The following is a 13,515-nucleotide window of genomic DNA, read 5'->3' on the forward strand; positions in this document are numbered from 1 at the left end:
AACGAATAATAGTATAGCGTAACTCTGCAGGAAATGCAAGTATTTTTTTCATATTTTATAAAAAAAATTAAAAACCATGTGAGTGGAACGAACTCACATGGTTTTTTCACCGATAAGCAATTACTTATCGTAATGGGTCACATTAAATTTTGGCTCTCTGCCGTTATCGGTTACTCCGCCAACGGGAACCGCTTCTTTTTCCTTTTCCTCTTCGGCCTCCAGCGCTTCATTCTGAGCCTGCTGTGCCAAAGTAGTCGGTGGAATCAGTGCCGGGTCACCGTCTTTTGGACCGTTGTTATCGTCCTTAGGCGGTTCCTTGGTCTCTTCCTCGGAAATTTTGCCCGTTTCGAGCAGTTCTTCGAGCTGCTTGGCCGTGAGCGTTTCACGCTCGATAAGCGCCTGAGCAATAAGTTCCAGCTTGTCGCGGTTTTCCGTAATAATCTGGCGGCATGCTTCATAAGCATCTTCGAGATACTTGCGGACTTCCTTATCGATTTCGCTGGCCACTTCTTCGGAATAGTTGCGTTCCTGATGGAAGTCGCGGCCTAAGAACACCTGATGGTTCTGGCTTTCGCCATATGCTACAGGGCCTAAGACATCGCTCATGCCGTACTGCATGACCATGCCGCGCACCATACGGGTTGCCTGCTGAATATCCTGCGAAGCACCCGTGCTGATTTCCTTGAGCACGATTTCCTCTGCCACACGGCCGCCCATGGCAACCTTGAGCTTATCAAGCAGCTCGGACTTGGTGGCGTAGTTGCGGTCTTCCTTCGGCAGCATCAGCGTGTAACCGCCGGCACGGCCGCGCGGAATAATCGTAACCTTATGTACAGGGTCAGCATGCTTGAGCATCATGCCCACGAGGGTATGACCACCCTCATGATAAGCCGTCAGGCGTTTTTCCTCATCGTTCATGATGTGAGATTTGCGCTCTGGGCCAGCCATAACGCGCTCAATGGCTTCTTCCAGTTCCTGCATGTAAATCTTCTTCTTATCCCGGCGGGCAGCCAAGAGAGCTGCTTCGTTCACGAGGTTGCTGAGGTCAGCACCCGTAAAGCCCGGGGTACGGCGGGCCAGGATGTCGAGGTCTGCCCCTTCATCCACCGGCTTGCCGGAGGTATGTACTTTAAGGATAGCCAGACGGCCGCGCACATCGGGTTTATCCACCACAATCTGACGGTCGAAGCGGCCCGGACGCAGAAGTGCCGGGTCGAGGATATCCGGACGGTTGGTTGCTGCGATGATGATGATGCCTTCGTTAGCAGCAAAACCATCCATCTCAACGAGCAACTGATTCAGCGTCTGCTCGCGTTCATCATGGCCACCGCCTACACCAGCACCACGCTGACGGCCCACTGCATCGATTTCATCGATGAATACGATACAGGGCGCATTCTTCTTGGCCTGGTCAAAGAGGTCACGTACACGGGAAGCACCGACACCGACGAACATCTCCACGAAATCCGAACCGGAAATCGAGAAGAACGGCACGCCAGCTTCACCGGCAACAGCACGGGCCAAGAGAGTCTTACCAGTTCCCGGAGGGCCAAAGAGCAGCACGCCCTTCGGAATGCGGGCACCCAAATCGTTGTACTTCTTGGGATGCTTCAGGAACTCGACTACTTCTTCCAGTTCCTGCTTGGCTTCATCAGCACCAGCCACGTCTTTGAAGTTGACCTTAATCTTATCCGAGCCGCTCATGCGGGCACGGCTCTTGCCAAAGGACATGACCCGGCCGCCGCCGCCCTGCGTCTGCTGCATGATGAAGAACCATACACCGACGAGCAGGAGTATCGGCAGCAAGGACGAGAACATCGTGGACCACCAGGGTGGTTCCGGCGGATTTTCCGCATTAATCTCCACTCCCTTGGCCGAGAGTTTATCAAAGAGCTTCGGGTCGCGGTTCGGATTGTCCGGGGTAATCGTCGTAAACTCCGTACCATCGGTCAATGTACCGCGAATGGTGTTTTGAATGAGAACAACTTTAGCTACTTTGCCTTCATCCACTTGTTGCAGGAAGCTGGTGTACCCCACTTCCTGTTTAGTCGTGTTCCTTGTCGAAAAATAATCAATGATGGAGATAGCCACCAGAATAATCAACAAATAGAACCCTACGTTGCGTAGAAACTTATTCAATCCATTGCCCTCCTTCCGAGAAGCCAATGCCTCTCAGGATTTTTATTGTTCTGTGTAAATCTCAGGCTTTAACACACCGATGTACGGCAGGTTACGATAAACTTCTGCATAGTCAAGGCCATAGCCCACCAGGAATTCATCCGGTACTTCAAAGCCGCAGTAGTCGATGGGTACTTCCACCATACGGCGGGACGGCTTGGAGAGCAGCGAGCAAAGTTTTACGGACTTCGGCTTGCGCTCCTTGAAGTACTTGTTCAGATAATTCATCGTAGTACCGGAATCTATTATATCTTCGATAACGATGAGGTGTTTTCCTTCAATGTCGTAGTCCAAATCTTTAAGAATCTTTACAGAACCCGTGGTGGAGGTACCATTGCCATAGCTCGATGCAATCATGAAGTCAAAGCGCACAGGCAGTTCCAGACGGCGAACCAGGTCCGTGTAGAACATTACGGCGCCCTTCAAAATGGCTACACAGTAAATTTCTTCCTGAGCATCCTTATAGTCTTCCGTAATCTGCTTTGCCATTTCGGCGATACGGTTCTGAATCTGTTCCTCCGAAAAAACAACTTTCTCGATATCTTCGTGTAACATGCTTAATTTCCTCTCTTCTCTATCCTGAGATACAAAATTCTATGATAATCCGCAGAGCCCTGCAAGCAATTTGCACTGCGCCTGCGGCCAATCATCCAGATTACCTCACTGCCCGCTGCAAGCAGGGGCAGTGTATCCCGCTGTTCATGCGGAATCTTATCGTCAATCATGATTTTCTTGAGCTTCTTGCGCCCGCCGGGAAGGTTCATAAAATCGCCCGGCTGACGCTTTCGCAGAACTAGCGGCCCTGCGAAGTGTTCCGGATGCAGATAAAGCTCCTCGGGGCTGGTCTTTTCCCCCTGATATTCTGCTCTATCCTGCCACTGCGCAATCAGCCGAAAATCGCCCCAGCAGGTCACGCCGGGAATATTGACGGTCACTTCTGACAAGTCAAGATTTGACTTGTCAATTTGACCGTCAGATTTTGACTTGTCAATGGTCAAATAGCCATAGGCCACATGCGCCAGATAATGGTGAGTGAGTTCCTGCTGGCTGCTGGTTCTGCCGGTCAAAAGCAGCTGGCGCAAAAGCTCCGTCTGGGCAAAACTCAGGTCAAGGCTGCTGCCCGTAACCCTCTCCCAAAGCTTGCGGATAAGCCCCCGCTGCAGCGCTGGGTGAAGTTTAGCCACCGTTTCCTGAACAAGTGCTCCATCCTCCTGCCGCATATAGGCTTCGTCCGCACAGCAGCGCGCAATCTCCCCTTGCAGGAAGTCGCTTTCTTCGGCAGCAACCTCTGCGAGCTGACAGAGCGCCCGCCGGATTTCGGGATTGTATTCCCGTTGCAACTGGGGCAAAAGCTCCAGCCGCAGACAGTTGCGGGTGCAGTCCGCCACCCAGTTCGTCGCATCTTCCCGATAGGGAATCTGCTCCTGCTGGCAATAAGCCAATAGCTCTGCCTTGGTGACCTTAAGCAGAGGCCGCACGAGATGGCCGTCTGCTCCGCTTTGGGGGCGCATTGCCGCAAGGCCGCTTACTCCGGTTCCCCGCAGGATGCGCATCAGCACCGTTTCCGCCTGGTCGTCGGCATGATGGGCCGTGACGATATAGTCAAAGCCCTGCTCCTGACGCACCCGCTCCAAAAATGCATAGCGCAGGCTGCGGGCTGCCTGTTCGAGCGTATGCGAACCTGCCGCCGCAAGCTCAGGCACATGGCCATGCTCCACAAAGCAGGGAATCTGCCGCTCCCGGCAAAAATCTTCCACAAAGCGGGCATCGGCCAAAGAATCCTCGCCACGAATGCCATGCTCGTAATGAGCCGCAGCAAGCTGCCACGCATTCTGCTGGGCGAGCTTACTAAGCATAGCGAGCAACGCCATGGAATCCGCTCCACCGGAACAGGCTATGAGAACCTTGGCCCTTTTTGGCAGTAACGAACAAAAGCACCCTTTGCAGAGTGCTTCCAGTTTATGCCAGACCATCAGTCACGACGGGAGCCACGCCCGCCACGCTTGGAATCAGTCTTGCGGCGCAAGTCCGTCAGGCGCTCATCGCTGTCCTTGAGGAACTTGGAAAGTTTATCCTCAAAGGAAGCCGAAGTAGCACGATTCGGTTTTCTAAAGTCACGGCCCCCGAAATTATTTCTGGGTGCACGGAAGGAAGAACGCTCACGAGCTGGGGCTTCGGTGCTTTCCTCGGCCTTTTTCTCCTGCAACTGCTTGATGGACAGGCCAATCTTGCCTTTCTCATCAATGGCTACTACCTTTACCTTAACCTTGTCTTTCTCTGCCAGGAAATCATGAACATCCTTTACATACTCATCTGCTACTTCCGAAATATGTACAAGTCCTGTTTTCCCCTCTGGCAATTCAATAAATGCTCCAAAATTCGTGATGCCCGATACGACACCATCCAGCACGCTGCCAACTTCAATGGACAAATTAATTCTTCCTCCTTAGAGTATTTGAGAATACAAAATTTATTATACCCTTGACAACTCGCGGGTGTCAAGGCGTACAACGCTTAAATGCTTATTTGTGACCGGTGCTGTAGGGGAGTTCCCCGGCTCTGGTCATGCCCAGTTCTTCGCGGGCAATTTTTTCGATATAGCCCAGTTCATTGAGCTGGCGGGCTTCCTCCTTGAGGGCGGCATTTTCTTTCTCCGCCGCTTCCAGTCTTGCCTTGGCCGACGCATACTCATCCGCGGCCTGACTGAGATAAACCTGCTGGGAAATCAAAATCGAAGCAAAGTAGACAATAATGGCAAGCATAATCAACGCGAACCAATTTATCTCGCGCCTTTCCCGTCTTGCTTTCATCATTATCCCTCCTTGCAAAGATTTCTCAATCTATTCTATAATAACCGCAAATTTTTCCCATGGCAAGGAAAAACTATGTTTCCGACCACTGAAAATAATTCGTGGTGGCAATCCGGCGAAAATAGGCCTGACAGTTAGGACAATGAAAATGGTCTTTGACATTTTCCATATCGGGCCGGCCATTGACCAAAGTCACAGCCCGGCCTTCCACATAATCCATCAGCTCACCACAACGTGGGCAGACGCATTTGTTATTTTCATCCCGCTTGAGCTCCGTAGGTTTGAGCTCGCCTGTAGGAATCCATTTATCCCGGTTCTTAGGACCAGCATCCTTGGGTAAATCGTGCTCATCATAAAAGCCGGAACCCAGAAGTTCCTGAAAGTACACGCCACAATGGTCGCACTCGTGTTTGGGCAAAATGGAGGCCATGTCCGCACGGCCGCCGACAATCTGTACCGCCGTTCCATCCACGAAACGCAATGGACGGCCGCATTTTGGGCATATATAATTATTGGTTTCATTTTTCTGCAGCTGATATACCGCCATATTATCACCAATCTTCCCCATAAATTGCCTATTTGCGGAACCCGCATCTATATTATTCCCTATGATCTGCCCAAAAACCTGCTGACCGCAAAATTATTTTCACAATTTCCTGACTGGCGAGTGGCTTGGCACTTTGCAACGCCTGCTCATGCATCTTTTCCAGACAGCCACCGTGGAAAATTTCTTCCACCGCGCCTGCCAGCTTCTCACCGGGATGGAGCCAAACTGCCGCACCGTGCTTGGTGGCATAGACAGCGTTCTCCGTCTCGGGCCCGGGGATGGGGTCATGGAGAAGCATGGGTGTGCCTAAGGCAAAAGCCTCGCTGATGGTCAGAGCGCCGGGTTTGGTGATAAGAAGGTCCGCTGCCCCCATCAACTTGCGCACTTCTTCGGTATAGCCCCAGACCCGGATGGTATGATGGGAACCTTCGGCAAAATCTTCCGCCTGCTGCTGCAGCTGGCTGTTGCGTCCAGCAATCACCAGCAGGGTCAGCGGCTGTTCGATTTTTTCGAGTTCCTGCAGAGTGCGCTCAATGCCGCCCAAGCCCAGGCCGCCCCCCATCAGCAGAATGACCTTCCGCTCCTGGCCAAAGCCCAATTCCCTGCGCAGTTCAGCTTTGCCCGGCAGATTCAGCACTTCGCTGCTGATGGGAATGCCGGTGACATGAAGATTTTCTGCCGCAAAGCCCTGCTCCGTCATAGCCTGCCGCATGGCTTCCGTCGCCATGAAATAATTTTCCACGCCGCTGCAGAGCCACATCTGATGCAGAGAGTAATCTGTCATCACCACCGACAGTGGCAAATTGCTCTGGTGCTTCTCCTTCCAGAGAGACACCGTTCCGGCGGGAAAGGGATGGGTGCAGATGATGCCATCGGGCTGCAGTTCATGCTGCAGTCGTTCAAACACCGGCAGCATGAAATAGGCAAACATATTCTTGCCGCAGCTGCCCCCTGTCTCGCTGGAGGACAATTTATAAAAGACATCATAGAGGTTAGGCACGAAGTTCAGCATTTCCAGATAGATTTTCTTCGTGAGCCAATGCCAGAAGGATGTGCTGCGGGCCATAAAGTCCACCGTGACGATTTCCGTTTCCGACTGCTGGAGTTTGAGCTCCTGCGCCACCGCCTCAGCAGCTTTGATATGGCCGGAACCGATGGATGCCGTCAGTATTAAGATTTTCTTCGCAGCCATCCGCGCCGCCTCCTTGTCCGTAAGATTTCACACCTGCCTATTGTAACACAAATCAGGCAGTGAGGCCACCATCCACAGTCAAAATCGTACCGGTGATGAATGCAGCCTCCGGTGAGGCCAAAAATTTAATGGCCGCCGCTGCTTCCTCTGCCGTGCCGATACGCCCCAGCGGATAAACGGAAGCCATTTCCCGCAGGGCATCGTCCCTGTTTGGCGATGCCTGCAGCTGCGCTTCTGTCAAAGGCGTCAGAATATCGCCGGGGGCGATGGCATTGACCCGCACCCCGAAACCTGCCAGTTCCAAAGCCAAGGCCTTCGTGAACATCACCACAGCCCCCTTGCTGGCACAATAGAGGCTGCAGTAGTAATTGCCATGAACGCCGGCATCGGAAGCCACGTTGACCAGATTGCCCCGCGACTCTTTGAGATAGGGAACTGCGGCCTGACTGAGATAGTACGTGCCCTTGACGTTGATGTCGAGCACTGTGGCAATATCTTCCTCCGTCATATCCTCAATGGCCCCTTCCACATAAATACCTGCGGAATTCACGAGCACATCAAGGCCTGCCCATTTATCGATAACCTGCTGCAGAGCCTGCCTACAGTCGGCCAGACGGCTGACATCCCCCTGGACAAAGATGGCTCTATCGCCAGACTCCAGTTCCTGCAGCGCAGCCTTGCCCCGCTGCTCAGACCTGCCCATTAAAGCCACCTTGGCTCCTGCCTGCAAAAATAATTTAGCGGCGGCCAGGCCAATACCGGAAGTGCCGCCGGAAATCAGAATTCGTTTGTCTTGCATTTATTACACCACCTCATCCGAACGCTTCGCACCCACTGTCCGGGGAGTCCACCGGACTCCCGCGGCTACGCCGCCCCCACACGGGGAAGGCATACACAAAAACCGTGCCCCGAAGAGCACGGTTTTTCTTATGATTTTAATCAGCCGTTGACTGCATCCTTCAATGCCTTGCCAGCTTTGAAAACCGGATTCTTTGCTGCCGGAATTTCAATTTCTTTGCCCGTCTGGGGGTTACGGCCTTTGCGGGCAGCGCGTTCTTTCACTTCGAAAGTACCGAAGCCGATGAGCTGCACACGGTCGCCCTCAATCAGAGCCTGCTGTACGCTTTCGAAGAAAGCACCCAGAGCTTTTTCAGCATCCTTTTTCGTCAGACCGGATTTTTCTGCAATATTAGCTACCAATTCAGTTTTGTTCATGATCGTAGCCTCCTTAAAGAAGATTATTACTGCTGACGGCCAGCCGCCAGCCCCGCGGTTCAATCCGCTATAAGAGAATTTAACAGAAACCTCCGGAAAAATCAAGGGTTTTCGCTAAAAAAGCCTTGCAAGGCCACATTTTTCGCCTGTTTCAGGCCTTTTTTGCAGAAAGCGGGCGGATGTAAAGGCTGGTCAGGTGGTCCAAATCCGACTGGCGGTCCAGCTCGAAAAGCGGAATCTGGCGGATGCTTTCGTCCTCCATAGCCAGGTTGTGAATATAGGTAATCTCGTATTCATCAGGATAGAGGTCCATCAGCATCAGTTTGGCATCGCTGGCGATGGGCTGGCTGTAGACCTGCGTGATAATCAGCGACTGTGCCGGTGTTTCTTTCAGCGTCTCAATGTCCAACGCATCCAAAATGGTGAGGCCCTCCACCGGGTCAATGCCCAAACGGGTGTACATGACCTCCACAAAGCTCATGCCGGGGCGGATATCCACTTCCACATCCGTCTCCTTGCCCATGTCGCGGAGCAGTACCACGGTTCGTTCAGCCACCAGGGGACTGCCTGGCACCACATAGACGAGCGTTCCCCATTCTCTGGCTTTTTGCAGCAGGTCAGCGGCAATGCTGCGATACAGCGCTTCAAAATCCGCCGCTTCCTCGTAAAAGCCATCATAGGTGCTGTAGGTTAGCGCTGCTTCATCGAGCGCCGCCACTGTGGGATGGATTTTCGTGCGCAAAATAAGATGCTCTGCCTGCTGCATCAGGTCCCAGCTCTCCCGGGTGATGAGTCCGGCGTGACCTGGGCCCAATCCCACTACGATTATCTTTGCCATATTAGTATCTTCCTCATTTCTTTCCTGCTTTTTCCTTGGCGTCCTTGCTGCCTAAAGCCTTATCTTCCTTACCGCTGGCCAGAAGCAGCAGGCGCAGGACGAAGTTTGTAATCTTCTTTTTCTGGCTATCCTGCAGGGCAAAGCGGAAACCGTTTTTCCCTGGCAGGGAGCGCATGCTGCGGCCCAGCACCTTGTCCACGGCAATCAAGCCCTTGGCAGGCAGACGGTGTCCCGGCAGGATGTAAATATCCAAAGCCTTGGGCAGTTCGCTGATGGTGCGGATTTTGAGTGCCCGCGCATAATTTTTGATTTTGGCGACTTCCAAAAGGTTCATCACCGCAGGAGTGGGCTCGCCAAAACGGTCAATGAGCTCATCGAGCAGATTTTGTATTTCCTCATTCATGCGGATGCCCGCAATGCGCTGATAAATCTCAATCTTGTGCATGGCATCGCTGACGTAATCCCCGTCAATATAAGCCTCCACCTGCAGGTCAATGATGGGGTCAGGCTGCACTTCTGCCACTTCCTTTTCCCCATGCTGCAGTTTGTCTATCGCCTCTTCCAAAAGCTTGCAGTACATCTCAAAACCGACACTGGCAATATGACCATGCTGCTGGGAGCCCAAGAGGTTACCCGCACCGCGGATTTCCAAATCCCGCATGGCAATCTTAAAGCCCGCGCCGAGTTCCGCAAATTCCTTCATGGCCTGCAGGCGCTTTTCGGCCGTCTCCGTCAGAATCTTATCCGCCTGGTAGACAAAGTAGGCGAAGGCCATATGATGGGAACGGCCCACGCGCCCACGCATCTGATAGAGCTGCGACAGGCCGAAATGGTCCGCATTGTAGACAATGATGGTGTTGGCATTGGCCACATCGAGGCCGTTTTCTACGATACTGGTTGCGAGGAGGATATCGTATTCCCCTTCGTAGAAGTCCATCATCACGCGCTCTAAAAGCTCCTCGGGCATCTGCCCATGGGCGGTCTGCACCCGGGCGTCCGGCACCAGCGCCTCCAGCTTTTCCCGCATGCGGTCGATGGTATCCACGCGATTGTAGACGAAGTAGACCTGACCGCCACGCTTCAACTCACGCTTGATGGCACCGGCAATAATGGCGTCGTTATCCTCCACCACATAGGTCTGCACCGGGAATCTGTCTGCCGGCGGCGTTTCGATAATGCTCATATCGCGGGCACCTACCAAAGACATATGGAGCGTACGGGGAATGGGCGTCGCCGATAAGGTCAGCACATCAATGCCTGCCGCGAGCTTGCGGATTTTGTCCTTCTGCTTGACGCCGAAGCGCTGTTCCTCGTCCACAATCAAGAGGCCTAAGTTCTTGAACTGTACCTTGTTCTGATTGAGAATGGCATGAGTGCCAATGAGGATATCCACCTGCCCCATCTTGACCTTTTCAATGGTCTGCTTCTGCTCTTTGGCCGTGCGGAAACGGCAGATAACATCCACCTTGGGCACGAAATCCATAAAGCGGGCGTTAAAGGTCTGAAAATGCTGTTGGGCAAGCACCGTAGTCGGCACGAGTACCGCCACCTGCTTGCCGTCCATGGCAGCCTTGTAAGCCGCGCGGATAGCCACCTCGGTCTTGCCAAAGCCCACGTCACCACAGAGCAATCGGTCCATGGGCTTTTCCCGTTCCATATCCTCCTTGATTTCGGAGATGGCCTTTAACTGGTCGTCCGTTTCCTGATAGGGGAACGCATCTTCAAAATCATGCTGACTGCTGTCGTCCGGAGAGAACGCAAAGCCCTTGGCCTGCTTCCGCTTGGCATAGATTTCAATGAGCTGCTTGGCAATATCCTCGACGGATTTTTTCGCCCTTGCCTTGGCCTTGACCCATTCCGTGCCGCCCATGCGGTGCAGACGGGGGACTTCTCCTTCGGCACCGATGTATTTCTGCAGCAAATTGACCTGCTCCGTAGGCACATAGAGCTTGTCATCACCGCCGTATTTAATATGCAGGTAATCTTTATGGATGCCGCCTACGTCCAAGGTTTCAACGCCGATATATTTACCAATACCATGGGCAGCGTGTACCACATAATCTCCGGGCTTAATGTCGCGGAAGTGGGAAAGTTTTTCATCCTTTCCCTGCTTGCGAATGGCCCGCCGCTTGGCATGACCGAAGATGTCCTTCTCCGTCACCACCACGAGGCTGGAGGCCGCCAGTTCAAAACCGTTGATGAGCCGCCCCACCTGAATGTTGACGCAGTCCGTGCGCAGCTCAGCGCCCTCTTCAATGACTAGTGAGGGGTAACGATGCCGCGCCAAAAGTTCCCGCAGGGAGTCAGCCTTGGCCTTTTCCCCCAGCAGGATGAGGATATGCTGTTTCTGCGCCAGCCAGCGGGAGATTTCATTGACGAGCAAATCCATCTGCCGCTGGAAGCTGGCCACATTCGGTGCCGTAAAGCTGATGGTCTGGGTGGCTTCGGCGCCATGAACCTGCTGCAGCAGCATGGCCGAGTAAATCACCCGATTTTCCCGGGCCGCTTCCTGAATATTTTCCCAGCTGAACACCTTGTTCTTGATGTCGGGATTTTCCCGCACCATGGTACGCATCTGTTCCCGCAGGCGCATTGGCTCATCAAAGAGCACCGTGCCCTTACCTTCCAGATAGGACAGGAACACTTCTGCCTGACCGGTGCTGTCCGTCTGCGCTAGAGGCATGATGGCCGCACTGCTGATGTTTTTCAGGGAGCGCTTAGTGCCCAGGTCAAATTCGCGCAGGGAATCCACTTCATCGCCAAAGAATTCAATGCGCACAGGATTTTCCGCATTGATGGGATAAACGTCCACAATGCCGCCCCGAGCACTGAACTGGCCGATACGCTCCACTTCGTCTGCATGTTCATAGCCCAGCTGCACAAGCCGCTGCAGGAGCTTTTCGAGGGGTATTTCCTCGCCCATGCCGATATTCAGGCTCAGCCGGGCAAAGTCCTGGCGGCTCATGCCCTTCTGCACCGCCGCCGTGGCCTTGGCCAGTACAATGACATTGTCCTTGCGCATCAGGCGCACCAGCACATCCATGCGGCGGGCGGAGCGCTCCATGCTGCGAGCTTCGGCTTGCACCGTCATCATATCCAGTTCCGGCAGTTCCAGCACTTCCGTCCCCGGCAGCAGGGAGAGCAAATCTTCCCGCCAGTCGGAGATGGCTTCGTTGCTATGAACCAGAATGACCAGTGGCTGGGGCGCCGTGCTGTAGGCGGCCGCCAGCACCACATGTTTCTGGGAACCTGTCAGACCGTAGACCAGTGTTTCCTGGGGCTTTTCCTGCAGGCAGGCCTGCAGTTTCTTAACCCCGGCATTGCTGCTCAAGGCAGCAAATAAAGAATTCATCGTGACACCTCAATATTTCTTATGTGCATATATTACGCGAAAATGGGACTGTCGGCCCTCGCCGATAGTCCCTCGCTCGTATGTCAATATTTTTATATGATAATCCTATTTCTCCCTTACGTCAAGCCATGGGCGCATTCTCCAAGTAAATTTTGTCCCCTGGCCGGGCTTTAGCGCCTGCAAATCCTTGGCAGTCTTTGCCGGCAGCTCACAGTAGTTGCCGCAGAAGCAGCAATCGAGCCGCACCGAATCCCGTTGCACCGCCGCCTTGATGTCGGCACTGCCGCAGGTACATTCCAGTTCACCGCTGGCGGCCAAATCGTGGATGCGATTGAGCGCCTCCAGCAGGGTCTGCTGATGTTCAATGAAGCAATCGCCATCAGCTGGATGCAAAGCATCGTATTCTGCAACATTGAAGTCCATGAATTCGGCGATATCCTGCCACCGGCCAATGTAGCCCAGTTCAAAATTATCATGCTGACAGTAAAGTCTGGCAAACCTGAGTCTTCGCAGCTGTCGCCAGGAAAATGTCTGACGGTTGCTGCCTTTGCATATACCGCATTCTGTTTTCAGTTCCAGTCCTTTGCGCGGCCGCAAGGTAATTTTGCCCATCTCGTGCCCACAGTTCCCGCACTCCATAACGAATTGCTTCTGCCCGCTAAAGAGGGGTACATCCTGTAGCTGGATTCGGCCGCAGCGCTGGCAGTAGAACGCCAAAGAACAGGCCGTATCGATAAGCATGGGAAATCCTCCTTTCTTCCCTAAAATCCCAGTTTGCAGTCATTCCCTTACAATTGACTGTATCACCTTTGATAATACACTATTTCTACAGCTGCCTTGGCTTATCCTGCCTGTTGGAAAGTTTTTTCTTGCAAAAGGTCGGCAGGGGCGGGCGGGATTATCCACGCTCAGCAAAGACGGACGGACAGGGGCGATATGCACGTTCCGCTGCGCCTGCGGACTAAAATTATTTTTTTCGCTTAATCAAGGCAATGGTCAAAGGTTAAACTCGCTTCGCTCAAACAAAACCTTTGACCACTGCCCTGGGCGAAAAAAATAATTTCTTAACGTCCGCAGCCTAACGCTCCACTTAGCATATCGCCCCTGTCCGGCCTCACTGCTTTGCACTTGGTCAAATTTAATTCGTGATAATAGTAAGTATCCATGTGCTATTGACTCGCTTTATTCGTAACAATTGATAATACCGTTGCTTCTGGTGGCAGGGGAAGGATTTTGCTAAGAGAAGCGTTTGCCAGCAGACGTTAAGAAATCAATTTTTGTCCACATACAAAAAGCAGCATGAAAAGCTAACTGTTTGAGCAAAGCGAGTTTTAGCTTTTCATGCTGCTATAAAGGACAAAAATTGATTTTAGTCTGCTGGCA

Annotated in this window: 12 protein-coding genes; all 12 read right to left on the reverse strand. The window is 52.9% G+C overall.

The features are described 5' to 3' along the window. Positions 1-120: 120 nt before the first annotated feature. Positions 121-2,139: an ATP-dependent zinc metalloprotease FtsH gene (gene ftsH, locus T320_RS12155; protein ID WP_026761245.1), complete on the reverse strand. Its 2,019-nt coding sequence runs from the start codon at positions 2,137-2,139 to the stop codon at positions 121-123. A 42-nt stretch (positions 2,140-2,181) separates the two neighbouring features. Continuing rightward, complete coding sequence (gene hpt / locus T320_RS12160) at positions 2,182-2,733, reverse strand: hypoxanthine phosphoribosyltransferase (RefSeq protein ID WP_037356213.1); 552 nt, start codon at positions 2,731-2,733, stop codon at positions 2,182-2,184. Positions 2,734-2,735: 2 nt separating this feature from the next. Then, positions 2,736-4,151: a tRNA lysidine(34) synthetase TilS gene (tilS, locus tag T320_RS12165; protein WP_072024014.1), complete on the reverse strand. Its 1,416-nt coding sequence runs from the start codon at positions 4,149-4,151 to the stop codon at positions 2,736-2,738. Next, positions 4,151-4,609, reverse strand: coding sequence for a S1 domain-containing RNA-binding protein (locus T320_RS12170; protein WP_037356216.1), 459 nt, complete (start codon positions 4,607-4,609; stop codon positions 4,151-4,153). The genes tilS and T320_RS12170 overlap by 1 nt, the downstream gene beginning before the upstream one ends. 91 nt (positions 4,610-4,700) lie before the next feature. Then, positions 4,701-4,991, reverse strand: a complete 291-nt coding sequence (locus T320_RS12175; protein WP_369793446.1) for an FtsB family cell division protein — start codon at positions 4,989-4,991, stop codon at positions 4,701-4,703. Between the two features lie 70 nt (positions 4,992-5,061). Further along, entirely contained in the window at positions 5,062-5,556 is a 495-nt protein-coding gene (locus T320_RS12180; RefSeq protein WP_026761248.1) for a hypothetical protein, read from the reverse strand. A gap of 31 nt (positions 5,557-5,587) precedes the next feature. After that, a complete protein-coding gene (locus tag T320_RS12185) occupies positions 5,588-6,727 on the reverse strand; it encodes an MGDG synthase family glycosyltransferase (protein ID WP_037356223.1) in 1,140 nt (379 codons plus the stop codon). Between the two features lie 52 nt (positions 6,728-6,779). Then, complete coding sequence (locus T320_RS12190) at positions 6,780-7,526, reverse strand: SDR family NAD(P)-dependent oxidoreductase (RefSeq protein WP_037356226.1); 747 nt, start codon at positions 7,524-7,526, stop codon at positions 6,780-6,782. Between the two features lie 140 nt (positions 7,527-7,666). Continuing rightward, entirely contained in the window at positions 7,667-7,942 is a 276-nt protein-coding gene (locus T320_RS12195) for an HU family DNA-binding protein (RefSeq protein ID WP_026761251.1), read from the reverse strand. Positions 7,943-8,093: 151 nt separating this feature from the next. After that, entirely contained in the window at positions 8,094-8,780 is a 687-nt protein-coding gene (locus T320_RS12200) for an SAM-dependent methyltransferase (RefSeq protein WP_037356229.1), read from the reverse strand. Between the two features lie 13 nt (positions 8,781-8,793). Next, complete coding sequence (gene mfd / locus T320_RS12205; protein WP_037356232.1) at positions 8,794-12,132, reverse strand: transcription-repair coupling factor; 3,339 nt, start codon at positions 12,130-12,132, stop codon at positions 8,794-8,796. Positions 12,133-12,237: 105 nt separating this feature from the next. Beyond that, entirely contained in the window at positions 12,238-12,873 is a 636-nt protein-coding gene (locus T320_RS12210) for a hypothetical protein (protein WP_026761254.1), read from the reverse strand. Positions 12,874-13,515 lie beyond the last annotated feature (642 nt).

This window comes from Selenomonas sp. FC4001, assembly GCF_000701565.1.
Classification (GTDB): domain Bacteria; phylum Bacillota; class Negativicutes; order Selenomonadales; family Selenomonadaceae; genus Selenomonas_A; species Selenomonas_A ruminantium_B.